The organism is Pseudoalteromonas sp. MM1, from assembly GCF_030296835.1.
GTDB lineage: Bacteria > Pseudomonadota > Gammaproteobacteria > Enterobacterales > Alteromonadaceae > Pseudoalteromonas.
This window is the reverse complement of sequence record NZ_AP027922.1, coordinates 1,255,733-1,280,727: the sequence shown is the minus strand read 5'-3', so window position 1 is coordinate 1,280,727 and position 24,995 is coordinate 1,255,733. Positions and strand designations below refer to the sequence as shown.

At 41.5% G+C, this 24,995-nt stretch carries 20 protein-coding genes; 10 read left to right on the top strand and 10 right to left on the bottom strand.

The window, feature by feature from the left end:
• Nucleotides 1–12: 12 nt before the first annotated feature.
• The gene (locus QUE46_RS05810) at nucleotides 13–753 is read right to left on the bottom strand and encodes an SDR family NAD(P)-dependent oxidoreductase (RefSeq protein WP_286246667.1); all 741 of its coding nucleotides are present in this window, start codon (nucleotides 751–753) and stop codon (nucleotides 13–15) included.
• A 129-nt stretch (nucleotides 754–882) separates the two neighbouring features.
• Here QUE46_RS05810 and hisD point away from each other — a divergent pair, with 129 nt between their 5' ends.
• The 5 genes from hisD to QUE46_RS05785 are packed head-to-tail and all read left to right on the top strand — an operon-like array spanning nucleotide 883 to nucleotide 5,667.
• A complete protein-coding gene (gene hisD / locus QUE46_RS05805) occupies nucleotides 883–2,157 on the top strand; it encodes a histidinol dehydrogenase (protein ID WP_055013931.1) in 1,275 nt (424 codons plus the stop codon).
• A gap of 3 nt (nucleotides 2,158–2,160) precedes the next feature.
• Nucleotides 2,161–3,165 carry a LacI family DNA-binding transcriptional regulator gene (locus tag QUE46_RS05800; RefSeq protein WP_055013932.1) on the top strand — a complete coding sequence of 335 codons (1,005 nt, stop codon included), beginning with the start codon at nucleotides 2,161–2,163 and terminating at the stop codon, nucleotides 3,163–3,165.
• A gap of 14 nt (nucleotides 3,166–3,179) precedes the next feature.
• Nucleotides 3,180–3,881 (top strand): alpha/beta fold hydrolase, encoded by a 702-nt coding sequence (locus QUE46_RS05795; protein ID WP_286246662.1) that lies wholly within the window; start codon nucleotides 3,180–3,182, stop codon nucleotides 3,879–3,881.
• On the top strand, nucleotides 3,878–4,645 hold the full coding sequence (locus tag QUE46_RS05790; RefSeq protein ID WP_286246659.1) for an HpcH/HpaI aldolase/citrate lyase family protein: 768 nt from the start codon (nucleotides 3,878–3,880) through the stop codon (nucleotides 4,643–4,645). Before QUE46_RS05795 ends, QUE46_RS05790 begins: the two co-directional genes overlap by 4 nt.
• On the top strand, nucleotides 4,645–5,667 hold the full coding sequence (locus QUE46_RS05785; protein ID WP_286246658.1) for an ester cyclase: 1,023 nt from the start codon (nucleotides 4,645–4,647) through the stop codon (nucleotides 5,665–5,667). The genes QUE46_RS05790 and QUE46_RS05785 overlap by 1 nt, the downstream gene beginning before the upstream one ends.
• A gap of 64 nt (nucleotides 5,668–5,731) precedes the next feature.
• Here the strand turns inward: QUE46_RS05785 and QUE46_RS05780 are convergent, their stop codons facing one another.
• Entirely contained in the window at nucleotides 5,732–6,745 is a 1,014-nt protein-coding gene (locus tag QUE46_RS05780) for an ester cyclase (RefSeq protein ID WP_286246656.1), read from the bottom strand.
• A 237-nt stretch (nucleotides 6,746–6,982) separates the two neighbouring features.
• On the opposite strand from QUE46_RS05780, the gene QUE46_RS05775 reads away from it, so the two are divergent.
• Genes QUE46_RS05775 through QUE46_RS05760 form a run of 4 tightly spaced genes read left to right on the top strand, consistent with a single transcriptional unit; the run spans nucleotide 6,983 to nucleotide 11,533 of the window.
• On the top strand, nucleotides 6,983–8,593 hold the full coding sequence (locus QUE46_RS05775; RefSeq protein ID WP_286246654.1) for a sodium/solute symporter: 1,611 nt from the start codon (nucleotides 6,983–6,985) through the stop codon (nucleotides 8,591–8,593).
• Nucleotides 8,594–8,603: 10 nt separating this feature from the next.
• Nucleotides 8,604–9,569 carry an ester cyclase gene (locus tag QUE46_RS05770; RefSeq protein ID WP_286246652.1) on the top strand — a complete coding sequence of 322 codons (966 nt, stop codon included), beginning with the start codon at nucleotides 8,604–8,606 and terminating at the stop codon, nucleotides 9,567–9,569.
• Nucleotides 9,570–9,578: 9 nt separating this feature from the next.
• A complete protein-coding gene (locus tag QUE46_RS05765; protein ID WP_055013939.1) occupies nucleotides 9,579–10,682 on the top strand; it encodes an ester cyclase in 1,104 nt (367 codons plus the stop codon).
• A complete protein-coding gene (locus QUE46_RS05760) occupies nucleotides 10,679–11,533 on the top strand; it encodes a nuclear transport factor 2 family protein (protein ID WP_286246645.1) in 855 nt (284 codons plus the stop codon). The genes QUE46_RS05765 and QUE46_RS05760 overlap by 4 nt, the downstream gene beginning before the upstream one ends.
• Before the next feature lie 340 nt (nucleotides 11,534–11,873).
• On the opposite strand, the gene QUE46_RS05755 is transcribed toward QUE46_RS05760, so the two are convergent.
• From QUE46_RS05755 to QUE46_RS05735, 5 genes are all read right to left on the bottom strand, one after another.
• Nucleotides 11,874–14,276 carry a TonB-dependent receptor gene (locus QUE46_RS05755; protein ID WP_286246643.1) on the bottom strand — a complete coding sequence of 801 codons (2,403 nt, stop codon included), beginning with the start codon at nucleotides 14,274–14,276 and terminating at the stop codon, nucleotides 11,874–11,876.
• Between the two features lie 353 nt (nucleotides 14,277–14,629).
• The gene (locus QUE46_RS05750) at nucleotides 14,630–16,984 is read right to left on the bottom strand and encodes a TonB-dependent receptor (protein WP_286246641.1); all 2,355 of its coding nucleotides are present in this window, start codon (nucleotides 16,982–16,984) and stop codon (nucleotides 14,630–14,632) included.
• Nucleotides 16,985–17,484: 500 nt separating this feature from the next.
• On the bottom strand, nucleotides 17,485–17,997 hold the full coding sequence (locus tag QUE46_RS05745; RefSeq protein WP_286246639.1) for a hypothetical protein: 513 nt from the start codon (nucleotides 17,995–17,997) through the stop codon (nucleotides 17,485–17,487).
• A gap of 25 nt (nucleotides 17,998–18,022) precedes the next feature.
• Nucleotides 18,023–18,763, bottom strand: a complete 741-nt coding sequence (locus QUE46_RS05740; protein WP_286246637.1) for an anti-sigma factor — start codon at nucleotides 18,761–18,763, stop codon at nucleotides 18,023–18,025.
• A complete protein-coding gene (locus tag QUE46_RS05735; RefSeq protein ID WP_054982238.1) occupies nucleotides 18,760–19,251 on the bottom strand; it encodes an RNA polymerase sigma factor in 492 nt (163 codons plus the stop codon). Before QUE46_RS05735 ends, QUE46_RS05740 begins: the two co-directional genes overlap by 4 nt.
• 135 nt (nucleotides 19,252–19,386) lie before the next feature.
• Between QUE46_RS05735 and QUE46_RS05730 the strand changes: the two genes are divergently transcribed.
• On the top strand, nucleotides 19,387–20,733 hold the full coding sequence (locus tag QUE46_RS05730) for a S8 family serine peptidase (protein ID WP_286246634.1): 1,347 nt from the start codon (nucleotides 19,387–19,389) through the stop codon (nucleotides 20,731–20,733).
• On the opposite strand, the gene QUE46_RS05725 is transcribed toward QUE46_RS05730, so the two are convergent.
• The 3 genes from QUE46_RS05725 to QUE46_RS05715 all read right to left on the bottom strand — a co-directional run bounded on the left by QUE46_RS05725 (nucleotide 20,717) and on the right by QUE46_RS05715 (nucleotide 24,987).
• On the bottom strand, nucleotides 20,717–21,670 hold the full coding sequence (locus tag QUE46_RS05725; protein WP_286246632.1) for a hypothetical protein: 954 nt from the start codon (nucleotides 21,668–21,670) through the stop codon (nucleotides 20,717–20,719). The two genes, QUE46_RS05730 and QUE46_RS05725, sit on opposite strands and share 17 nt — an antisense overlap.
• 62 nt (nucleotides 21,671–21,732) lie before the next feature.
• On the bottom strand, nucleotides 21,733–22,614 hold the full coding sequence (locus QUE46_RS05720) for a hypothetical protein (protein ID WP_286246630.1): 882 nt from the start codon (nucleotides 22,612–22,614) through the stop codon (nucleotides 21,733–21,735).
• A 135-nt stretch (nucleotides 22,615–22,749) separates the two neighbouring features.
• Entirely contained in the window at nucleotides 22,750–24,987 is a 2,238-nt protein-coding gene (locus tag QUE46_RS05715) for an exonuclease domain-containing protein (RefSeq protein ID WP_286246628.1), read from the bottom strand.
• Nucleotides 24,988–24,995 lie beyond the last annotated feature (8 nt).

Genomic DNA, 24,995 nt, shown 5'->3' with positions numbered 1-24,995 from the left:
CTCCTAAACTAATTACTGAGCGGTCCAACCGCCATCAATTTTAATACTTGTACCGGTGATCATTGCCGAAAGGCCGCTTAGTAAAAACACACAAGCATTGGCAACATCATCGGTTTGAGCAATTTTTTTCAGTGGGATCATGTCGTAAACAAACTGCTTAAATGTCGCATCTTCTAGCATAGGTTTGGTCATTGGGGTTTCTACAAAGGTAGGGGCTACAGTGTTCACGCGCACATTTTTATCGGCAAGTTCAACCGCCATTGCTTTGCTCAATCCCTCAACTGCATGTTTGCTCATGCAATACAAAGTACGTTTAGGTGAACCAACAAACCCCATTTGCGACGACATATTAACTACTGCACCAGCGCCAGAATTTATTAGCGCAGGCAGTGCCGCTTGGCTAATTTTATAAACGCTGCGAATATTCATCGCAATAACATCGTCAATATTCTCATCTGTTTGCTCAAGCATTGGCGCAACCCGATTAATACCGGCGTTATTTAACAGCCCATCGAGTGTTTTTAGCGCCTTTAAACGCTCAAAAAAAGCATCGCTATTAATATCTAGCGGCCAAATTTCTATTTGCGAAGGCGCGTATTGCTGTAGTGTTTGTAAATCACTGAGGGTACGTGCTACTGCAATAACCTGAGCCCCTGCATCCACGCATTTTTCTACGCATGCTTTACCAATACCTTTACCTGCACCAGTCACCAAAATGGTTTTACCCACTAAAAGCGTTTTATCAAATCCCATTTGCTCACCTAAATTCTATATTGCATTCGAAGTCATTATTAATTAGAGTGCAGTTAGATGCAAGACATTATTTAACCAATACGTCTCATCAAATGTGTATATAACAACGATTCACTAAGGACATTAGCAATGATAAAGCATTTAAAAAAGGGTCAACCAATTGACTCAAAACAAAAACAAAATCAATCAGTAAGAGATATTGTAGAAAATATTTTAGCGCATGTTGAAACCGAAGGTGACGCAGCCATTCGAGAGTACTCTGAAAAGTTCGACAACTGGACTCCGGAGTCTTTCAAACTTTCAGAAGACGAAATTAAAGCCTGCTATACACAACTTGATGATCAATTAATCAACGATATTAAATGGGCACAAAGCCAAGTACGTAATTTTGCACAAATACAACGTGACTCAATGAAAGACGTAGAGGTAGAAACTCTACCTGGCGTAACCCTTGGCCATAAACATATCGCTATGGATAGCGTAGGCTGTTATGTGCCAGGTGGTAAATACCCGCTATTAGCCTCTGCGCACATGAGCGTATTAACCGCTAAAGTAGCGGGTGTTAAACGCGTAATAGCCATGGCTCCGCCGTTTAATGGCAAGCCATCACCTGAGATTGTAGTCGCTATGGATATGGCAGGCGCCGATGAAATTTATTGTTTAGGCGGCGTGCAAGCGGTAGCGGCAATGGCAATTGGTACACAAACTATTGCGCCAGTAGATATGATCGTTGGCCCAGGTAATGCGTTTGTTGCCGAAGCAAAACGCCAGCTATTTGGTCGCGTTGGTATAGATTTATTTGCAGGGCCTACCGAAACGCTTGTTATTGCTGATGACAGCGTAGATGGGGAACTATGTGCAGCTGATTTACTTGGTCAAGCAGAGCATGGCCCTACCTCTCCTGCTATTTTACTTACCAACTCAGAGCAATTAGCAAAAGACACTATGGCTGAGGTGCAAAGGCAACTTACTATTTTACCGACAGCTGATATTGCAGGCGTAGCGTGGCAAGATCACGGCGAGGTGATAGTGTGTGACACTTACGAAGAAATGTTACAGGTAGCCAACGACTTAGCGTTTGAACACGTACAAGTAATGACCAGCAATACCGATTACTTTAAAGAAAACATGCAAAACTTTGGCGCTTTATTTTTAGGCCCACAAACTAACGTATCTTATGGTGACAAGTGTATTGGTACAAACCATACACTACCCACAGGTAAAGCTGCGCGTTATACTGGTGGACTATGGGTAGGTAAATTCATAAAAACATGTACTTTTCAGCAAGTAACAGAGCAAGCCTCGGTTGTTGTTGGTGAGTATTGTTCACGATTATGTGCTGCTGAAGGGTTCGCAGGCCACAAAGAACAAGCAGACATTCGTGTAAGACGATATAGGAAATAAACCTTGAAGCAAAAAAGAGTCACCTCATACGATGTTGCCCGTGAGGCGGGCGTATCGCAGTCAGCGGTATCACGTGTTTTTAGACCTGGTTTTAGTGTCTCTAAAAAAACCCGTGAAAAAGTAATCGCAACGGCCAATGAAATGGGCTATCGCCCTAATGCTATTGCCCGTATGTTGATCACCAAACAGTCGGGGATGGTTGCGGTTATTTTGTCATCGCAAGCAAACCTGAATTACCCAGAGGTGCTTTCTGAGCTAAATAGAGAGCTGGCACTGAACAATAAACGTGTGCTGCTCTTTACGCTTGATAACGCAGACGAGCTAGACGAGTTACTCGAAAACATTTGGACATTCCAAGTTGATGGTGTAATAGCCCTAGCCGCTCACTTTGATAGTAAAAGCTTAAACTTATTTGCTAAACACAGTACACCTATAGTGCTTTATAACCGCCATGTGCCGGAGTCAAATGCAAACACCGTTTGCTGTAATCACGACAAAGGCATTAAACAGTTAATCGATTTATTACACCAAGCTAATCATAAATCGTATTTAATTCTTTCAGGCCCTACCGACTCGGATGTTGCAAACGAGCGCAGAGAAATAGCCGAGAATTATTTACACACTCTGGGCGTACAAAATACCCCTGTTATTTATGGTGATTATGGGTATAAATCAGCACGTGATGCACTTAAAAAATGGTTAAAAAAACACCCTAAGCCCGATGCCATAATATGCAGTAATGACGCAATGGCTATTGGCGTAATTGATGAACTAAAAGAAAACTTTTGCATTAAAGTGCCCGACGACATATCAGTTGTAGGATTTGATGGTATTAATGCCTCTTCATGGTACAACTATCAAATAACCACAGTACAACAGCCTATGAAACAGCTTACCAAAGCCGCTGTTGATATTTTAATGGAGCGCATTGAAAACCCACAAGCGGCTGCAGAGGTGCGAGTGTTTACTGGTTCATTAATTGAAGGGAACTCTATTAAAAAACGTTAAATTAAGGAATTTTTGTGGCCAAAAATCCTGTTTATATTTTACCTGGTACGCTATGTAATCACCGCATGTTTGCAGCGCAAATTAACGCACTGCAAAATGCAGGATTTACACCATGTGTTATTCCTTTTACAGAGCAATCTAGCATTTTGCAAATGGTAGAGCTTTGCAAAAAAATAGCGCAAGAGCCCGGCCCATTTATTGGTTTTTCAATGGGCGGAATTGTTGCGCTAGCACTGTTAAAATCACACCCTGAGCTTGTTACCTCCTTGTGTTTGATATCGAGCAATTATTTAGCCGATAAACCTGAGCGCCCTGCAATTAGGCTCAAACAAATTGAACATGCCAAAAGCACCAGTTTAGAAGCCCTGCTTAAACGCGACTTTTTACCTCACTACTTTTACCAAACACATAAAGCCTATGAAGACACAATACTTAGCATGGCATATGATCTTGGTATTAATGTCTTTAGCGCCCAATTGAGCGCCCTTGGCACCCGCGATGATACATTAAATGTAATAAAACAAAGTACTAAAAAGCTACTCATTATTGGGGGCGAGCATGACCCACTATGCCCAGTAAATATTCAGCAAACCATGCATGAAGCAGCGCCTAATAGTGACCTTGTATTACTTGGTCATTGCGCCCATTTTGCCCCACTTGAACGAAGTAATACGGTAAACGCAATTTTATTAGACTGGTTGGAGTCTTTATCATGAATTTAAAGCAAAAGTTAAATGCAAAACAGCTACTGCTAGGTACCTTTATTAAAAGCACGCATTATCACAATACGGAAGTATTAGCCCACACTAATCTTGACGTTCTTTGCCTTGATGCAGAGCATGCGCCGTTTGATAGAGGCGATTTAGATAGCTGCATAATGGCAGCGCGTACTAAAAATATGCCCACACTTATACGTGTTAGTAATACCGACCACGCCACGTTACTAAGCAGCTTAGATATAGGCGCAGATGGCCTTGTACTCCCACATATAAAAACACCTGAACAAGCAAAAGCAATTATTAAAAACTGCTTTTATGGCAATAACGGCCGAGGCTATGCCGGTTCAAGCCGTTTTGCAGGTTACACAACCCATGCCTTAACCGATAACCTAGCAACCAATAAGTCATCAACCTGTATTATTGCGCAAATAGAAGACGCCGATGCACTAGAGCACATAGAGCAACTGTGCCAAATAGATGAAATAGACTGCATTTTTATAGGCCGTATGGATTTAACTATTTCCCTTGGCGAAACCAACCCAAGCGCTCCAATTGTCATAGAGGCAGTCACTAAAATAGCTAAGGCAGCAGCAAAATATAATAAATGCTGTGGCATGTTTGTGGGTAACTTAAGTGAGCTAAACCACTGGCAATCATTAGGGGTAAGTTTTTACTTATTAGGCTCTGATCATAGCTTTTTATTAAGTGGCGCAAAGCAATTGCGTAACGAGTTCGATAGTGCAATGGGAGCGTTAAAATAATGAACTTACATAATAAAAACAAAAACTTACTACAAGGGTTTAGAGAAGCACTTTATAACTTTGATCAAAAAGCCCTACAAGCACAAATTAATAGCGTATTTGCCGATGATGCACTCGTGCAGCTATGTTACCCGTTTGAAACACTTGCCAACCCTAATGCACTTATTGAGCAAGCCTATTTACCACTTAGCAAGGCATTTATTGGCCTAGAGCGCCGCGATACAATTGTTATGGCCGGTAGCTCAATAAACGACTCAGACTGGGTAGGTTGTTGTGGTTATTATACCGGTTCGTTTGAAAAACCATGGCTTGATATCCCCCCAACAGGGCACCAAGTAAGCATGCGTTTTCATGAATTTTACCGCATTAAAAATAACAAAGTGGTAGAAGTACAAGCTATTTGGGATATTCCTGAAGTAATGATGCAAGCTAATGTATGGCCACTTTCGGTGAGTTTAGGTAAAGAGTGGCATGTACCAGGCCCTGCAACGCAAGATGGACTAATTACAAACGCATACAATGCAGAGCACGCCGCACAAAGCTTAAAATTGGTGGGCGACATGTGCGAGCATTTAGGTTTTTATGCCAAAGGCGGTATAGCAGCCATGAAACTAGAACAATTTTGGCACCCGCACTGTAGCTGGTATGGGCCAAGTAGCATAGGCACTGCACGAGGTATAAAAGGGTTTAGAAACTGGCATCAAATCCCATTTTTAAATGCACTGCCAAACCGAGTAGGTGATGCAAGTAAAGGATACTTATTTGCCGATGAAAACTATGTTGGCTTTACCGCGTGGCCAGGGATGAGCATGACTATTAGTAATGATGGTTGGTTAGGTATTGCGCCCGCAAATCAGCAAATAACAATGCGTAGTCTCGACTTTTGGCGAGCCGAGAATAACTTAATTCGCGAAAACTGGGTACTGATAGATATGCTTGATGTGTACCATCAAATTGGGGTAGATGTACTCGCCCGCATGAAAGAGCTTAGCAAAGCCCGCTATTTAAACTTTGCGCCCTAGCAATTAAAGCCGTATAAACAAAAAAAGCTCTGTTAAACAGAGCTTTTTTTGTAGCTAAATTAGGCTAAGCGCCTGGGTTAGCAATACTTTGGGTACGCTTTAAAATATCTAGGCCTTGCTGTTTTAACCAATAAGGAATATCAATAATGACCCAGTTTTCTACTAATTTATCGCCCTCGCGGTGATACACATCAACCACGCGCATATCTGCTGGGGTATTGGCACCTGGTAGGCCTAAAAACCCACCTATGGCCGTGTTAGTTAAGTTAGGCCAACCAAAAAAGCAGGCAAATTCGTCCTCAGCAAAACGGCAAATATGGCCGTTAAACACTTTACCCGTTAGGCCTTCTCTAAACGGATACATGTGTTGTTGCTGGTAACGCTCAATTGTGTAAGTAGCGCCAATCCCTGCTGGGCCATACCAAACCATGTTCTCGTCCCACGTTTTAGCAAGTACTTCAGGTGGGCACGTATCAACCCCACTTTTATTTAGCGCTGTAAGGTTATCAATCATTTGATTTACCAGCGCCATTGTTTTTTCGCTTTGCTCATCGCTACTTTTACCTAAACGAATACCATCGTGCGTACGCGGGCCAGGATAAGTAAAATATTGCCCTGTAGAAAGCGGCAACGGGTTTAGCCCCACTTGCATCATAAGGCCAATAATATCGACAAAAAAGCCGGTCTGAATTATTTTTCCGTCTTTAACGCAGTTAAACTCGGCATAGCGCAAAGTGGCAAGCTTATGGGTTGGCGCAATACCTAGCCAGTCTTTATCAAATAAGCCCATAAAATGGCCCATACTCATCACCCACTGGCCGCCGTCGGCTTCGCTTTGCCCTGCAATAAAAATATCCTCACGGCGTTGCAGCGCACTAAACGAGCTAAATAATGGCTGCCAAACTTGTGCAATTACATCATTAGTACACTCAAGTTCATTAAAAGGGTGCACCCCTTTAAAGCTATATTCATTAGCCATAAACTCTTTAAATACGGCTTGTAAGTTATTGCCCTGTGCTTTTTCTAGTGCAGTATGAAATTGACGAACTAGTTGTTTATCTTTAAGTATATCTGCCATGATTATTCCTCATTGTTTTCGCAGTCAAATTAGTATCTTCAAACCGCCGTTAAGCACACTTTAACAAAATGTATTGCATTTAAAGAGTAATTAAAAGCCTGTGAATGGTAAGTTATAAATTGCTTTAAAATAATACTAATGAGAATTGACTTCGAAGTCAAAGTGATTCATGATGATTCAAAATAAAAAATACAAATAGGCTCTCAAGCCCGTAAACCTAATCTAACAGGATTAATTATGAATGATTTTGGATTGTTGAATTGGAGCATTCTCATCGGGTACATAATTGCCAACCTAATTCTTGGGTTTGTAATTAGTAAAAAAATCAGTAGCGCAAACGACTTTTATATAGGTCGAAAAACGACACCTTGGTGGGCTATTGGTATATCGGTTGTTGCTACTTATGTCAGTGCGCTCACTTTTTTAGGTGCTCCTGCGTGGTCTTACAAAGAAGGACTTTCGGTTATTGCCATACACCTAAACTACCCGCTGGTTATAGTGGCGGTAGTGTGTTTGTTTTTTCCGTTTTTTTACAACGCTGGAGTGGCCTCTATTTACGAATACCAAGAGCGTCGATTTGGTAAAAAAGCCCGCTTACTTATCTCTACCATTTGGTTAATATCACAAACAATGGGCTCAGCCGCGGTGCTTTACGCCACCTCACTCGTACTGGCTTTTATTGTTGATATAAACGTTATAACCGCCATATTTTTGGTCACTATAATTGCCCTTATTTATACTATGTTAGGTGGCATAACCGCCGTTATATGGACCGATGTCATTCAGTCAGGCATCTTGTTTATAGGGGCAGGTATTATTATGTATGCGCTTATTACTTCAATGGATGGCTCATTTAGCGCAACACTTAGCGAGCTAAAAACCCAAGGTAAGTTAGATCCGCTCAATTTTTCGCTCGACTTTACCCAAGTGACTACCGTGTGGTCTGGCGTGTTGGCTATGTCGCTGTACCACATTACTGTCTATGGCACTAACCAAATGATGGTGCAACGCACGCTCGCAGCTAAAAATATTGGCGATGCTAAAAAGTCGTACTTATTAATGGGCTTTATCGCGTTCTTTATTTACTTGTTCTTTATATTTATGGGTGTGCTGTTTTATAGCTACTACGGCGGGCGCACTTTTGAAAACGACAACTTAATTATTTTACAATTTGCAGCCGACTATGGCCTACCAGGATTAATGGGGATTATTGCTGCTGCGGTAATGGCCGCTTCTATGTCGAGCCTCGATTCTGCGCTTAATTCACTTTCGACCATAAGTACTATCGATTTTTATAAAAAGTACTTTGCCCCTGAAAAAAACGACGCTCACTATTTAAATGTAACTCGCTTATTTACGCTTGGTTGGGCGGTGATCATTATTATTCCGGCCATTATGTACCACCTGTACAGCCAAGGCTCAATTTTAGAAATACTTACTAAAGTAGGCTCGTACTTTGTCGGTGCACAACTTGGCATGTTTGCGCTTGGGTTTTTCTCAAAGCACACCACCGAAAAAGGCTTACTAATAGGTACTTTGGTGTCGTTTATTACTGTTGCTATTTGTGCCCTTTATACCGATATAGCGTGGCCTTGGTACTGTGCAATAGGCGCAATAACCTGCCTTGTATTTAGTATTTCGTTAAGTATTACATTTGATGGCTTTCAAAAAGATTACAACGAATACACCATCAAAGGTCAGTTAAAAGCATTTAAAGATCAAAATCGTCCAGAAAAAGAAAACGGCTGGTACTTAATTCCGGGTAAGTTTGACTCAATAAACTATTGGCTACTTGGCTTTTTTGTACTGAGCTTTGCCTCTCTCATGTTATTTGAATATTTTGTGTAAGGTGAAATAAATGAATATTTTAGAACAACTTTTTGAGAACTTCAGCGCTGCAGAATTACCAAACCAAGCATTACTTGCAGACACCGTTCAATGGCAGGTAAGCCACCCTTTTGAGCCTATTAGTACAAAACAAAATGTGATTGACGACTACTTTGGCGTGCTTAAACATTCGTTACCTGATATAGAGCGCAAGCCGTTTATCTCTATTGAGGGAGACTATAAAGGCGAGCAGTGGGTGTGTGCCACAGGTTATTTTACCGGCACATTTACACAGCCTTTATTGGGTATTCCTGCCAGTGGCAAAAGTGTGTTTATTCGCTACAGCGAAATGGCGCAAATAGAAAACAACCAAGTAGTTAATGTTTACACCTTTTTAGATTTAATTGATGTAATGAACCAAGTAGGCGTAAACCCATTACGCCCAAGCTTAGGTTACTCAGGCTTAGTTATGCCCCCCACTACACTTGATGGCGTACCCACAAGCAATAAAAACGAAACGCTTAGCAAAACCAACGAGAAACTTGTGGTTGATATGCTCGCAGAGCTTGGCCGCTATGACGGCAAAGACTTATACAGCATTAATTTAGAAAAATACTGGCACCCAGATTTTATTTGGTATGGCCCAGCAGGCATTGGTACAACTCGCGGAATTAGCGGTTTTAGAGAGCACCATCAAGGGCCATTTTTAAAAGGCTTTCCTGATCGCGGTATTAATAAAACGCTGTGTTTAGTCAGTCACGATAACTTTGTAGCCACCGGTGGCTGGCCGCATATGTATGGTACCCACACCGGTGAAGACTGGTTAGGTTTACCGCCTTCTGGTAATAAGCTGTTCCCACGCGTCATGGACTTTTGGCGCTGCGAAAACGGCATATTAAAAGAAAACTGGGTCGCTATTGATATCCCTCATTTATTAGATGGAATGGGCATTGATATTTTTGAGCAAATGCAACGCAAAATAGCCGCAACTAATTAAGAGGTGAGCATGAACAAACACAATAATATGACCCAACCTTACTGGCTGCCGTTATCAAGCGTGTTAAACCCGCAAGGTAACAAACAACAGCCTTTAATCGGTTTTGATGACGAATTTGTTGATATCGTTGATTATATTTTGCGTATAACACACCGTATATGGGAGCAAAAAAACATTGGCTTATGCTATCGCTATTACGCCGATATATGCCCTGTTTTTACCCTTGGTGCCTATGGCGAAAACATAGAAGATGTTATTCAAGGCACCCTTAAAACCATTGCGGCCTTCCCCGACAGAAGCCTAATTGGCGAAAACGTGGTGTTTTCAGAAGAAGCGAACGAGCATTATTATTCGTCACACTTAATTAGTAGTGTAATGACCAACACAGGTAACTCAGAGTTTGGCCCTGCAACGAATAAAACCGGCCGCGTTACAACCATAGCCGACTGCGTATGCTTTGAAAATAAAATAGTTAAAGAGTGGCTTGTGCGCGACAACGGCTTTTTAGTTAAACAGCTTGGCTTAAACATTATTAATGTAGCCAAACACATGGCAAACATTCCCAGTAAAGATAAGCACACACAGTGGCTAAATGATGAATTTAACCGTGTAGTAGCAATAGATCACCGCGTAGCAAGTACGCCCATTTTAGAAGGCGAATTGGCTGCATTTGCTCACCATTGGCTAGATACATTATTTAACCAAAAGCAGTTTGCTAAAGTGCACGAGTTTTACAGCTTAACGGCATCGCAGCAATGGCCTAGTGGCAGAATGGCCACCGGACTTGCACAAATAAACGGGGTATTTATACAATTTTTTGCCACCTGCCCCGATGCCAAATTAACAATCGATCATATAGCCATTACTCCATTTGACGAAACCACAACAGATGTAGCGATACGCTGGTCACTTGCTGGGCATTTTAATCCGCAAAATAGCGAGCTAAGTGAGCTTAAACAGCAGCCTTACTTTATTTTAGGCGCATCGCATTTACGCATTAAAAACAAAAAAATCATCGAAGAAATCACCGTTTTTGATGAAGTAGCACTTTATGCAAACTTATTTAAAGCACATGCATTAGTCAACAAAGCACAGCTGGAGGAAAATGCATGATCAACGCGATTATAGATTTATACACTAAAGCCGACATTGAAACACTAAGCAGCAAATTGCTTCGCAGCAGCCGCTGGCAACAGCACCACTTTACAGCCATGGGGGCTTTGCAGGCACAGCCTTTATGGCTTAGCTTTTTAGCTCAATATGGGGTGTCTGAGTGTGTATCGCACACACATAGTGTAGGCGCAGAACGTGAAACCTTACAGCTGGTTTTACAGCCTAAAAAGCTTAAAAACCCGGTGCGCTTAACGTTTATAATTAAACATAACAACACCTTTATAAAAACAATAAAGTGCGTGGTGGATACGCTGTCACTGGCTAATAATGAGTATGTAAATACAACAATAAATAACAGCTCGGTTATTCCTAAATTACCAAAAAGTGACCCTATTATTGTTAGCGATTTAGATAATCAGCTACACCCTACTACCTTTCATGCAACACCCAGTGCTATCTGCGAGCTACCCTCTCACATTGCTCGTACTTTAGATAACTGGTGGCAAATTTGGCAAACCAACAACCTGGCTCACTTTAATACCCTATATACTCCAAGCGCTACAGCCATTCTTGCAGGTAATACAGAGCCACAACCAATCTGTGCACTGCTGGATTGCCATTTAGATTTTACGCAATCGCTAAGTAGGCGTTATGCCCAGCTAGAAACAGTTGAGTATGACAGCACGCAAAACAAAGCCACCGTATGCTGGACCCTTGATGGCAGCTTTAATGCTAAAAACGTACGCGTACGTCAGCAAATACTCAGTGTTATTAGCATTACAGATAACCAAATAACCCACGAAGTAATGCAATACGACACGCTGGCACTAAACCAGCAATTTGCACTATAGGTTAACCTTTTCACTTCCCTTCAAGCGCTCACTGAGCGCTTTTTTTTTACCAATACTCTATCACTTTGCGGGGCTAAATATGTCGCTACCTGCGTTTAAATACCCTCATTTACGACTGCATGGATACAGAAGGGAGAGCAATGCAGAAGCAATTGCCTAGCACAACTAAGTAGCGATTTTTCTCCTAGCTATCAACACGTTTTCTAGCCTTAAAATTGATCGCTTAATTAAATGGATTGGCATTAATTAATTTTGAGGATGAGAGGAGCAGGAAACAAAAAAAGCCAGCTAGTAAATAGCTGGCTGAAAGTAATGACCGTAGCGGCCATTTTAGGAAATTCTAAAACTGATATTTTAAGCTTGCGCCCCACGTACGTGGGTTGTTCCAGTTAGCTTGTACTGAGTTTGCAGGTAAGCCATCAACAATTTGTGAGTGCACTACACCACGGGTTAAAATGGCTTTATCACCAATATTTTTAACGTATGCCTCTACTTGCACACTGTCGTTTATGTACCACGTTAAACGTGCATCAGCCATTAAATGCGCATCTACTTGCACCTCTGGAATATTCGTATCAAACGCGTAGTAATCGTCTAAGTAATTTAGTTGAATATACGGTACTAAGTACGAGTCTCCCCCTAAGCTAAACTCATAACGAGCTGAAAAACCAACACTGTATTCAGGCGCCATAGCTGGGCTCCAGCCTTCAAAACTAAACTGGCTAGCGCTGTCGTTTATGTCTTGGCGGCCTTCTAAGTTACCTAAAGCCAATAATGGGCGAAGTTGCTCATTACCTACCGCGTAACCATCAGCAAATTCACTATCAAGCAGTGATACTGTACCGGTAAGTGTGAGGTTCTCGATAGGCACCCATTGAATATCGGCTTCTAGGCCAATGGTTTCTACATCGCCGCCATTTTCGTAGTATTCAAATGTGGTAGCTGTACCTGCTGCAACGCACTCTAAAACAGTATCGCCAGCGGTCGTATCGTTACATGAGGTTGCAAATAACTGTGCTTTTACATCTTCGTATTCGTTCATAAATACCGAAAGGTTTAAACGCATTGCACCATCAAGCAAATAGCTTTTCATACCCATTTCGTAAGAGATAACATCTTCGTTATCATAAAGTGGGTCAGCACCGCGAGCCACTACGCGCGAATCGTTTGCGCCACCGGTTCTGTAGCCAGTTGCTACACTTGCATACACCATAATATCGTTATTAATGTCGTACTCGGCAGCCGCTTTATAAAGCAGTGCTGAGTCATCCCAATCAGGAATTGTATCGCCGGTAAATGTTTTATCGTCTTGGTTTACACGTAGGCCACCAATGACACGCAAATCTTCTGTTATTTGGTAACGTAGTTGTCCATATGCCGCAATTGATTTAGCTGTATGTGGGTCGTAATCAGGGTTTCCCCACGAAGGCACTACAACAGAGTCTGATACACCGTCGCCTGTGGTATCTGCATGCGATAACCAGCTCCAGTCGGCTTCTTGATCAAAGTAATAAAGGCCACCAATCCACGAAAAGTCACCGTCATCGTTTGATGAAAATTGCAGTTCAGATGAAAGTGTTTTTTGGTCATCCTCACGGCCAAAGCCACCTACAAAATCTATACCTCCGTCGCTGTAGTCGTTATCGTAATATTGCTTACCACTAAGTGTTGAATAATTAGTGGTCCATTTAATATCTGCAAAGTCGGTATACCACTCAAGTGCTAATGTGGTCGAAAAACTTTCTTGCTTATCAAGTGAAAAACCATTGCGGTAAACATCATATGGGCCAAGGTCTTCGTGCTGTGCATCACTAGGCTGATAAATATGCCCCTCGGTTATTGTAGGCGTGGTGTTAAATACACCCGACCCCGGCGAGGTTTCTTCAATTTGGTAGCCCGCTATTTGCTGATAACCCCAAATAGCTTCTGAGTTTGAGTCTTTACGCGAGTAATCAAAGCGTACTGTGGCATTAAACTTTTCGTTGGGTTCCCACTTAGTAACGTTACGCATATAAAACTGATTTTTTTCGCGTAAATCATCTGAAGGCCCTGGAATGACTAAATTATTGATATAACCATCATGGCGATCAGAGGCCACTACAAAACGAGTTGCCACGGTGTCACTCACCGGAATATTTATAATTCCTTCGTAAGCACTGCGGTTATAACTGCCTGTTTCAACTTTTATACTCCCCAGTAAATCATCAAAAACAGGTTGGTTAGTAATAATATTAATACTGCCTGCAAACGTATTACGCCCATATAACGTGCCTTGCGGCCCACGTAATACCTCAATACGTTGTACATCCACCAGTGCCCCTAAGCCTGATGAAGTGGTAGGTACATAAATACCATCTTGAAATATACCTACAATTTGCTCAGCAATACCGGTGCCTGCTACACCGACTTCGTTGGTGCGAGCACCACGCATGGCAGGGCGAACCTCACCACCCGACGACCCCATACGTAAGCCTGGTACTACTTGTTCAAGACCAGTAACATCAATAATACCAGCGCGGGCAATGTCCCCTTCTCCTAATGCTGTTATTGATGATGATACTTCCTGTAGGTCTTGCGAGCGTCTGTTAGCGGTTACCGCTATACGCTCAATGGCAGGTTCTTTAACGTGTTCTTGCACTTGTGCCGATTCAGGCTCTTGCGCGGCGTGGGCATTCATTGTGGTTGCTGCAATAGCGCCAGTGACAGCAAAATGAACGAGAGTCCGTGTAAATTTAGCTTTCATTATAATTATTCTCCCGAGTATAAAACGTATTTAGTTCTCCCCAAAACCTACATTTTCAATTATTACAGTAAACAAGTTGTATCAATTGAAAATGCATGGATCTAAAATAGACTTCGGAGTCAAAAAGATCAACAACTTTTTGTACGAATAATAACCTTGCCAACATTAACCAATATAAAACAACAAGTTAAAATTAAAATAAAGTGATTTCGAAACACAAAAAAAAGCCAGTAATAATTTATTACTGGCTCTATGTAAGCGATTGTTTAATTTAAAATTTAAACGCTATATTTTAGCAAAATGCACAAACTTACACTTATGCTAAAATCTTAAAGTACATCATTAAATAATGCCTAAAAGTTATAGCCTACCCTTACACCATAAGTGCGCGGATTAGCATAATCGGCCGCAGCTACATTACCACCAAAGCGGACTGTCCTAAGTAATATAAGCTCATCTCCAGCGTTTTGAACATACGCACGCACAGACCACTCATTATTTGCCGAATACCATGCAAGGCTAGCATCGTACTTTTGGTAACTTTCTTGAGTACCAAATGAAAAAGGCAAATCGTTGGTCGTATACGAATCCGATAATTGAATACTGGTAGCAGGCACCACTCGCCCATTATCACCTAAGTCAAACTCATAACTGGCCAATAGAGTAATATTGTATTTAGGGCTTAGTTGCACGTCATTACCATCAAGTTGCAGTAAGTTATCTACACCGTTAATGGTCTCTCCACCTTCTTCAAATACGTTTGGTGTTACAAAATCGCCATAAGTTGAGTCTGTAAACGCGGCGCGTGCCCCTAAGCGAAGTGCATCACTTACCTGCCAATCAATTTCAAGCTCTAAGCCTGTCGCATCAATTTCGCCTGCATTACCAAAAAACGAGACTGCCGTACCACCCACGTTTTGAAAACGGGTAGAGAGGAGATCTTCGTACTGGTTATAATATAAAGAAGCATTAAGTCTTAATGAATTATCAAGCAACATGCTTTTAAAGCCAACCTCGTAAGCCGTTACTGTTTGCTCGTCATAGCTATTTTCGCCATTAAAAGCACCCTGAGCATTACCCGCTAAAAAGCCTGTAGATACCGTTGCATAAAGCAGTTGAGAATTTGTTAAATCGTGCTCAAGCCCTAATTTCCATGTTACTTTGCTCCAGTCGTCATCTGCGTTATCAACCTCAAGCACAGAAAAATCAAGCGTACTTAAATTATCTGGATTTTGCCCGTAAATATCCCACTCACGGCTGTCATTTGTGTATCTAATACCAGCTATACCACGAGTATCATCACTAAAAGCATAGTTACCTTGGAAGTAAGCCGCTGCGGATCGCGTTTCTAATTGAATTTGATTTAACCAAGACGCGTACTGAAATTCTTGTGGTTGGGTTGTATCTGGCACATTGTCAACCACGGCACCATAGCTGCCATTTAAAAATGCATTATCTAAATCTTCTGAAAACAAATAAATACCGGCTACCCATTCAAAGTCGCTTTCATACGTTGAGCTAACCTGCACTTCTAGCGAGTTTGTTTTTGATTCAATCGCATTACCATCAACTGTGGTTGCATACGTCGAAAAATCACCATCAGTAAGACGCGTTTCTTCGTAATCCATTGAGGCTGCAATCACTTTTAAATCCACCGACTCTAATGACCAGTTAAGCTCTGCACTAATGCTTACATCACTTACATCCCGCGATGGATTATAGTCAAACTGCTGAGTGAATGGGTCTGACGATACCGCCTGTGCTGTATCAAGCCCTGGTGTTGCTACGTTATCTAAACCTGCACCAAAGCGGCCACAATTACTGCCACATACATCATCGCGACCTATTCGCTCAGTTAATGGGGCCGACAAGCTTGTTTTACCTGTGGCTGGATTTATAGGCACACCTAAAATATGATAACCAAATGCACCACCTCCATTAGAGTCGTCTTGCCACGTTTCCACTTTTACATTTAAATTTATATCGTCGTTAATTTCGGTAAAAATTTGGCCGCGTAAAAAATACATATCAGCATCTTTTAAGCCTGCATCTTCGTTGAATGTATTTTCAACGTAGGGATCCCTTATTTCTCGAACCCCAGTAAAACGTACTGCAGTGTCATCAGTAAGCGCTGTATTAAAAAAGCCTTCACCACGTAAATGACCATAATTACCAAATGTAACAGCCATACCACCTTCAGTAATATCGAGCTCTGGTTTTTTAGCTATTACATCAATTGCCCCACCAAATGAGTTTCGTCCAAACAATGTACCTTGTGGCCCACGTAATACTTCAACACGTTCTAAATCTACAAAACCAGCAAGCGCCTGCCCGTGGCGAGGACGATAAACACCGTTAGAATAAAACGCGATAGCAACATCGTTAGCTTCTACTTGCTCTGTTCTGGCACCGCGCATAGCTGGGCGAGCATCACTACCCGACACGCCAGACTTTAAACCTGGCGCTAAGCTGTCAAGGTTTAAGATATCAGTAACGCCATTTTCCAGTAAATCTTTAGCCGATACAGCTGTCACAGCTAACGGTACTGATTGAATACTTTTAACACGCTTAGTAGAGGTAACCGAAATAACCTCTAACTCTTTGTTAGGGTTTAACTTTGCCTCTTGCGAATGTACCGAGGCTGAGCTCAATAACGCCGTATTTACAGCAGCAAAAATAAGTGTTTTACGTAAAATATGTGCGGCCATGAGATTAATTCTCCACCTGTTGATATAAGTTATTTTATTAAGCATTTAAGGGCTAAATAACCCGCTATCGTATTTTTAGTATTTATAATTATTAAAAGCACGATTTAAATGCCTATTTTTTCGACTTATAAAAACTATCGCTTTTTGCATTCGAATGCAATAAAGATTAAAGAAAAGTTTTACATGTTTATAACACTAAAAACGAAGTAGAGTATTTAAATAACAACAAACCCTTAAAAATCAGTAGTTTATTTTTAGTATTTATTCTTTAAAGCACTGGTTTGATCTGTCTAATTTAACAAAAACAACCAAAGAAGGAAGTATGGTGGGGAAAACACTAGTTAAAAGACTCCGAAGTCTAAAGGGAGGTAATCACATTTAAAGTAGGCACCTAACCGACTTATAATTAAGTGCCCACTGTAACTAAAAGTTAGAGCGTAAATGTGTAGCTGAAATATAATCACATATAAAATAGCGACAGCTAATAACTATTCTTTTAATTACTTTTGTGCTTTTTTGCTTAAGTTTTCAATTAAATCTTGGGCGCTAAAGCTGTTGTCGCTGGGTTTTATACCTTTGCCCATTTTAATATCAATTAAGGTGTGCACTTCTTTGCGTTTATCATTGTTGCTTAACTGTACGCCTACGCTGCTTGTTGGGCGTGCGCGTGTTTCGCAGGTTAATAAACCACAGCTTCGCTCATATTGCTGGCTGTGTGATGCACTAATAGATGATGCTGGGCCTTGCGATTTAGACTCAACAAAGGTTTCTTTATTTGTTACAACAAACCAGTCGTAGCCTTGCGCTTGGGTAAGCTCAGCTGCGCGTAATAATGCATAATCACCGGCATCGGCTACATTATTTGACACACTTTTAAACTCTACTCGGTATTGGTCGTCGCTAATTTTTTGCTCGCTGTAACCTTGTGAGCCATTATTCGCGGCGCGGTAATCAGGTTTAGAAGCGCAGCCCGCCATGAGTAAAATACTGATAATTAAGATAGATGTTTTCATAATTCACCTCATTTTATACACATTATTATTTGTTTAACTGCCACTTTGCGCTAATTGCTTGCTGCTCTTGCGCTCTATCTAGTGGTACGCCGCTGATCATGCTATCTATAACAGCATCTAACTCACTGTTATTAGACGCCGTTTGATATTGCTCGCCGTTATTACTTTGCTGCGCGGCTGTTTGCGCTTTAATTTGCCAACCGTTTTGCGTTTTACAAGCAATGCTTGTTTGCGTGGTATTGTTTGAGCTTAGTGCATACTGCCTACAAAGCTCACCTTGCTGATTTTTAAAGCTAAGCTGCGCGCTAAATAGTGAGCCATCACTTTGCTCAAACACACCACTACTTAGCTGTGTGTTAAGCGCTGAGGCTATGTTACTGGCTACTAAATTTTGCGACTCATTGGGTTGTAAATAGCTCGTCATTGCAATACCAAATACCACGGCAACGCTTGCAGCTATTGCTAAACCTTTATTAGCCGACTGCTTAACCCTTTGCCAAGGGGTTAACGTAACTACATTGCTATTTGACGTGTTTTTAATCGTTGCTGTATCAAATTTGGCAACCGTTTTAGCTAATGAGTCACTAAGGGGGGCGTCATCAATACTTGAAGCGTGCTCTTTCACTAGCATGTCTACTTCGCTTAGCTCTGCAAGTCGCATTACTAGTTCATCATTGGTTTCGAGGGCTTTACGCACTTGCTCCATTTCGTGCTCGCTGAGTTCTGAGTCTAAAAAGGCGCTAAGTGTTTCGTCGTTAATGTTCATACTTGCTCCTTTTTAAAGTCGGGTTTTATTAAGTTATAAAGTGTACTGCGTGCTCGCGATAATTTACTCATTACACTGCCTATAGGTATATCGAGTGTATGTGCTACTTCTTTATAGGCCATGCCCTGCACTGCCACCAGCGATACAATGGCGCGTTGCTCTTCGGGTAATTGCCCAAGTGCTGTATTTACATTTTTAAGCATTTGTTTGTTTTCGAGTGTTTGGTGCTCATTACTTGTAATTGGCTCTGGTAAAACATCGGCCTGGGCCGTATTTTGCCTTACTTTGCGTGAGCGGTATTCGTCTATCCACACATTGCGGCAAATTTTAAACGCCCATTTAGCAGGCTCAACGTCATCCGGAATGCCTTTTACTAATAGTTTTTCAATTGTTATTTGCACTACATCGTCTGCATCTGCTTTACTACCCGTTAGCGAATAGGCAAAACGCCTAAGCATGGGCAATAAGGTTTTTAATGTTTCGTTCATTGATTTTTACCCCTTTTATAAAGAAGACGATTCAAAAAAACATTTATTCCCAAATAATCAAAATAATTTGAATAATGAAATATTTCTATGTGTTAAACGTTAACTAACAGTGTAATAAAAAATAAGTAACCCACTATGAACATGAAAAAAGTCCGCGTTAAACACATAATAGCCGCCTCGCTTTGCATATTTAGCGCAACGAGCTCAGCCAATATAGTGAGAGTCGATCAGGTACTTGGGCAGCTAAACCCAATAGAGCAGCGTATTGAGCAAACTATAGAGCGGGCACAACGCCTGCCGCTTCCGGTGCCTGTTCCACAAATATCGATTGATGAACTAAAAGCGCAAATTAGTGAGCCAATTAGCAGCTTACCCAATGTGCTTAACATTAATATAAATAGCCAAAACACCGCATTTGTTGAAGTAGAGCTAGAAAACGGCTTTAGAGCAATAGAGCGCCAATGGTTATTAATGGCAAATAGCCAACAACTTAATACCCTAAAGCAGCAAAATGTAACCATTTTATCGGTAAAAAATTACAACGCACTTAACATGAGCTTAGTGCGCTTTAACGTGCCCCAAGGTGTTAATTCTAAAAGTGAGTTATTAAAAGCGCTTAACTTAGATGAGTCTGCAATACTTGACCGAAACCACATTTACCAAGCGCAAACAGGCGAGCCTACCTTAAAAGTAACGCAAAATAAGCCTGTTGCGCCTTACTGCACACAAAGTGTAAAAATTGGCATGATCGACAGCGCCATTAATACTAAACACGGTGCATTTAAAGGCGCAAATATCACCACACAAAGCTTTTTACCACAAGGGTTAAGCTCGCCAAATTTACACGGCACCGCCATAGCGGGGTTAATTACGGGTAAAGGCGCAAAACTTAGCCCGCTTTTAGGCAGTGCCAAGCTTTACAGTGCCGAGGTGTTTTATAGGCAATCTGAATATGCACAAGGGGCTACATTATTTGCCATAGTAGAGGCACTTAACTGGTTAGTTAGTAAAAAAATACCCGTAATAAATATGAGCCTAACAGGGCCAAATAACGCAGTTTTAGAAGCAAGTATTACTGCTGCAATAAAACAAAACGTGTTAATTGTAGCTGCTGCAGGTAACCAAGGGCCGGCGTCGCAGCCGCTATACCCAGGCGCGTATAAAAGCGTGATAGCGGTAAGTGCTATTGATGCAAATAACCACATTTATAGATGGTCAAATAAAGGCGATTACATAGACTTTACAGCCCTTGGTGTAAATGTTGTTACAAGCCAAGGCAATGGAAAATTTGGGAGGGAGTCGGGTACGTCAATGGCGGCGCCGCATGTAAGCGCGGCATTGAGCTGTTTATTGTTAAAGCATGGTAATAATAAAACCAAAGCACTTAAAGAACTTACATCGCTTGCCATCGACTTAGGCGAGCAAGGCAAAGACACCACCTTTGGTTATGGCGCCATTTACCCACCTAAAAGTGCACTTTAACTGACGCCGATAAAACCGATTGCGTATAGGTATTGCTACTAAGCTTAGATTGATAATCGCCATATTCAGCCTCGGCTATGAGTGTTACGTGCTCAAATACAGCTATGTTATAAAACGCATTGACTACATTTCGGTGCTCATCTCGCGACGGTATTTGCTCAAAAAAATCATCCGTTGTTTGCTCATCGTAATCTTTATTTTGATAACGCCAGCCAGCCCCCACTTTGTTAGCCATATTAAAGGCCGTAAATTTGTGCGTAACTTTAGTAGTAAAACCGTAGCCGTTAAAGTCGTATTGGTTGTCGTCGGCGTTTTCTTTATCGGCACTTAGCGCTGCCATTAGCATGGTTTGGCCATTATTTATAAAATGATAAAGCGCTACATCGCCGCCTACACCGTCGGCATTACGTGCTTTTGCAGTAGTAAAACGTTTAGCTTTGGTTTTTATGCTCATACGCAAATACGTATGCGGGTTTAAAAAATGACCATAATAAGCACTGGCTTGGTTGAAGTGTAAAAATGGTTCGCCATCTACATTTGCTTTTGCGCCATCGTAACGAACTCCTACCTCATGGCTATTAAAGCTATAGCTGCCATCTAAACCATATTGATGCAGGCCTAAATCGTATTGATCAAACTCATCGTAGTCTTGTTGTTCAAACTTATAGCTTGAAGTTAATTTAGCGCCTTTGGTTAATTGCCATTTTGCATTAACACCGGCTGCGGTTTTTATGCCGCTGTCACTTTGCGACGAAATATCGTCAAGCTCCTGAACAGAGAGCGCCGAGTTACTTAATACCCCAACTTCAGCATCTGCGTTTAGCTCAAAGCTACTTTTAAAGGGTTTAGTTTGCTCAGGTGTTTTAACGTGGTTGGTTTGTGCAAGCACCGCTTGGGCACTAAAAACACACAATGTGGCGGTAATAACTGCTTTCATATTTATTCTCCAACAGGCCGAATAGGTTTCCCTATTCGGCATTTTTGCAAACACGTGGCGTATTAAAGGCCTAGGTCTAAATCGTTAGTAATGTTGGTTACTACTTCACTTGCGGTGCTAAGTGCTACATCGTTACTAATTTGATCAGTGACCGCCGCACTCACCTGCCCGCTAACACTTTGCTGTACCGTGCTTTGTAAACTGCTAACCGTACTATCTTGCACACTGGCAATTAAAGATTGCTGAACACTGCTTACTACTTCATTACTGGTATTAATTACATCACCTACTTGCAGTGCAGAACTCACTGAGTTTGCAGCCGTATTAGTCATTGCTAGTTGGTTTGTAAGCTCACCCGCATTAAGCGCATTTGTTGCATCAGCTGATGTTACTGAATCGGTAGCGCTACTCACATTTGAAAGTAAAGAGGCACTTGTTGGTGTATCAGTAGTATCAGGCTGAGCGGCTTGCTCAGAGCTAACAGAAAGTAATGACGACTGGCTCACAGCGGTTGTTAAGTTACCCGCCGATGAGGTTAACTGCGCTGTTGTATCAAGCGCTGTATCGACTGCGGTATTGCCTGTGGCATTTAAAGACGAAGCCGATGTGTTTAATGCATTATTTAAAGATGAGTCGGCAGATGTAACTAATGAACTTGCAGGCTCTGCGGTCTCGCTGCTTTCTTGCGCTGGAGTTTGTGTATTATTAGCCGTTGAATCTGTATTTTGCGAGTCATCAGCCGTTACTTGTGTATCGTTAGATACGTCTGTGTCATTGCTACCACTGGCTGTTAAACCGTTTTGTGAAAGCGTAATAGATGTAGATGTTTGTTGCTGCGCCGACGTTGACTGAGATAGTTCAATATCAGCGGCGTGCACTGCACCTGTAAAAGTACACACACCGCTTAACATCATTACGCTTACAATTTTATTTAATTTAGTCATTGTTTTGTCCTCTAGTTTGTCGGATTGACATAAAGAAGACGATTTACAAAAACACTTTATTCCAAAATAAATTAAAAATTTACAATAAAACCATTTATTATTTAAATTTCAATCACTTATAAACAAGATGATACGCTACTGCGTGAGCGTTTCACTATTTTGTATCAGCAATAATAGCTCAGCAGTGGCAGTTGCATCGGCCAATGCGCGGTGATGGCTGGTTAAATTTAAATTAAAATGCGCACTAAGGTTACCAAGCGAATACGACTTTAAGCCTTTAAACGCTCTGCGCGATTCAACCACGGTGCACATTTTTGGCATTTTAAAAAAGTGCCCTGCAACCTCGCACTCTTTTTTAATAAATCCGTAATCAAAGTTTACGTTATGGGCTACAAAAATACTGCCTGCGAGCTTATCTAGTAGTGGCTTTGCTATTTCGGCAAACACAGGCGCGTTGTAAACCATGCCATCGCTTATGCCGGTTAGCTTAGTAATAAAGCCAGGGATATGGCGCTGCGGATTAACAAGTGTCGTCCAGGTATCTATTACTTTACCGTGCTGTACTTTAACTATGCCAATTTCGGTAATACGGTTACCGCCTTTTAAGCCGCCGGTGGTTTCTATATCAACGATGCTGTAAACACGGTTAGGGTCTACAAACCATTTAACTGCGGCAATGTGTACCGTAAAGCCTACATTTTTTAAATTATCAATAGTAGTAAGTTGGTTGCGCCTAAGCTTATCGCCAGGGGCTTTTACCTCTTCAAAGTGTACTTGGCCATTATTAATAACCATTAAGTCGGGGTAGCCGTCTTTTAGTTGTAAATAGTGTTTGCTCATAGCCGTTAAGTGCGCAATTAACACTTCAAGCGGGCTATTTAAAATAAGCGCCTCTAGTGGCTCTAATAAATTGCTGCGCCATCTAAATAAACCATTGGGCTGCTCAAAGTATTGCGCGGCATGTTTACATACCAAATTAAGCAACGCCTGGTTAGTGCTGCAGCTTTTTAAACGAGCGTCAATTTGCGTGCTTTGTGCTTCATAAAAATTGCCAAGTTGTAAAACTTGCGGGTAAATATCAAATTCATTACACGGCGGGTAAGGCGACTCTATAAACAGCTCGTGCCAAAATACTAAACCAAATAAGCTTTGCCATAAGGTGTTTTCGGTATTAAAAACCGTTAACCCTTTTGCGGTGTAATGCTCATTTACGCCTTGCTCTACATCGCCTCGGTAAATTTCGTCAATTTCAAGTACACATTGGGTGTCGGCTAGCATAGTGCTTAAGCGCGAACGCGTTTGTTTATTAAACTTACGCATTAAAAAGTCGTCAGCAAAGTACAGTAGGTCGTCGGTGAGCGGGTTTTCTATTATTTGTTCTAGCTGCGCTTTTACCCACTCTTTATTACCTAAGCGGTATTGCTCTCTTATTTGAATTTCTTGGGCTTCGGCGTAATCGGTGCAGCCTTCAAGTAAGCTAAAGGCAAGTTCGCTATCGGTATTTTTAAGTTGTTTATACAGCCTAACCAGCAGTTTGTTTTTAATATCGTGCGCTTGTGCACCGTGCGCCGGTTGCGCTAAAACTAAATGCGCAAGCTCGATGTAAGGTGTTTTGTCATCCAAGGTTTCAGCTTTTGCATTACCGCCCGTTTTGCCAATGTTTTTAAACGCTAAACGGTAACGATTTAAAACATAATTAGATTGCGCCTCAGCTAATGTATTAAAGCGCGACAAGCTCTCGCTGTGCCCTTCGCGGGTAGCGGTTAATCCTAAATCTCGCATAACAAAGCGGTTTTGATGGTTTACATCGCCACTACTTAAGCGCCCTGCAAATAAAAACTCAAAATACTCGTAATAATCTTCACGATTATTAATGACATACTGGCTATATAAAGGGGCGAGATCATCTGCGCGCTCACTAAAAAATTGGCACGCAATAGTGACCAACTCTCCTTTGGCTGCGCTTTTTTTAAAGCTTACTTGCTCACTGTAATTACTGAGTAACTCCACCAGCATGGGCTTAGTTAAATGCGCTATAAGAAGCTTGTAATGCTGCGCGTTTGGCTCATATAAAATACCCGCTGTTTTTAGCGTATAAATAGCCTGATGCGGCGAGGTTATTTCTTCATAATTAAGCGATTGCGCCTGTACTAAATAAGGCTTGCGCGAATAAACACGTGCCAACATGCATTGGCTTTGCTCATCTAGCTGGTTAATTTTACTAATAAATTGGCTGTGCTTGGGCTCAAGTAAATGCATACATTTACTTGTTACAAACTCAATAAGCTCTCTAAAATGTGCTAAATAGTATTTTGCTGGTAATTCTTTTTTCATAACATCGCCACAACTGTATATAAAAACAGTATCTAGCATTTGTGCTT

Bases quoted from the DNA above. Each gene is read 5' to 3' on its own strand.
- QUE46_RS05730 (WP_286246634.1), top strand. From the start codon at position 19,387: ATGAACATGAAAAAAGTCCGCGTTAAACACATAATAGCCGCCTCGCTT.
- QUE46_RS05775 (WP_286246654.1), top strand. From the start codon at position 6,983: ATGAATGATTTTGGATTGTTGAATTGGAGCATTCTCATCGGGTACATA.
- QUE46_RS05770 (WP_286246652.1), top strand. From the start codon at position 8,604: ATGAATATTTTAGAACAACTTTTTGAGAACTTCAGCGCTGCAGAATTA.
- QUE46_RS05810 (WP_286246667.1), bottom strand. From the start codon at position 753: ATGGGATTTGATAAAACGCTTTTAGTGGGTAAAACCATTTTGGTGACT.
- QUE46_RS05790 (WP_286246659.1), top strand. From the start codon at position 3,878: ATGAATTTAAAGCAAAAGTTAAATGCAAAACAGCTACTGCTAGGTACC.
- QUE46_RS05755 (WP_286246643.1), bottom strand. From the start codon at position 14,276: ATGAAAGCTAAATTTACACGGACTCTCGTTCATTTTGCTGTCACTGGC.
- QUE46_RS05760 (WP_286246645.1), top strand. From the start codon at position 10,679: ATGATCAACGCGATTATAGATTTATACACTAAAGCCGACATTGAAACA.
- QUE46_RS05785 (WP_286246658.1), top strand. From the start codon at position 4,645: ATGAACTTACATAATAAAAACAAAAACTTACTACAAGGGTTTAGAGAA.
- QUE46_RS05780 (WP_286246656.1), bottom strand. From the start codon at position 6,745: ATGGCAGATATACTTAAAGATAAACAACTAGTTCGTCAATTTCATACT.
- QUE46_RS05715 (WP_286246628.1), bottom strand. From the start codon at position 24,987: ATGCTAGATACTGTTTTTATATACAGTTGTGGCGATGTTATGAAAAAA.
- QUE46_RS05750 (WP_286246641.1), bottom strand. From the start codon at position 16,984: ATGGCCGCACATATTTTACGTAAAACACTTATTTTTGCTGCTGTAAAT.
- QUE46_RS05735 (WP_054982238.1), bottom strand. From the start codon at position 19,251: ATGAACGAAACATTAAAAACCTTATTGCCCATGCTTAGGCGTTTTGCC.
- QUE46_RS05740 (WP_286246637.1), bottom strand. From the start codon at position 18,763: ATGAACATTAACGACGAAACACTTAGCGCCTTTTTAGACTCAGAACTC.
- QUE46_RS05720 (WP_286246630.1), bottom strand. From the start codon at position 22,614: ATGACTAAATTAAATAAAATTGTAAGCGTAATGATGTTAAGCGGTGTG.
- QUE46_RS05745 (WP_286246639.1), bottom strand. From the start codon at position 17,997: ATGAAAACATCTATCTTAATTATCAGTATTTTACTCATGGCGGGCTGC.
- QUE46_RS05765 (WP_055013939.1), top strand. From the start codon at position 9,579: ATGAACAAACACAATAATATGACCCAACCTTACTGGCTGCCGTTATCA.
- hisD (WP_055013931.1), top strand. From the start codon at position 883: ATGATAAAGCATTTAAAAAAGGGTCAACCAATTGACTCAAAACAAAAA.
- QUE46_RS05725 (WP_286246632.1), bottom strand. From the start codon at position 21,670: ATGAAAGCAGTTATTACCGCCACATTGTGTGTTTTTAGTGCCCAAGCG.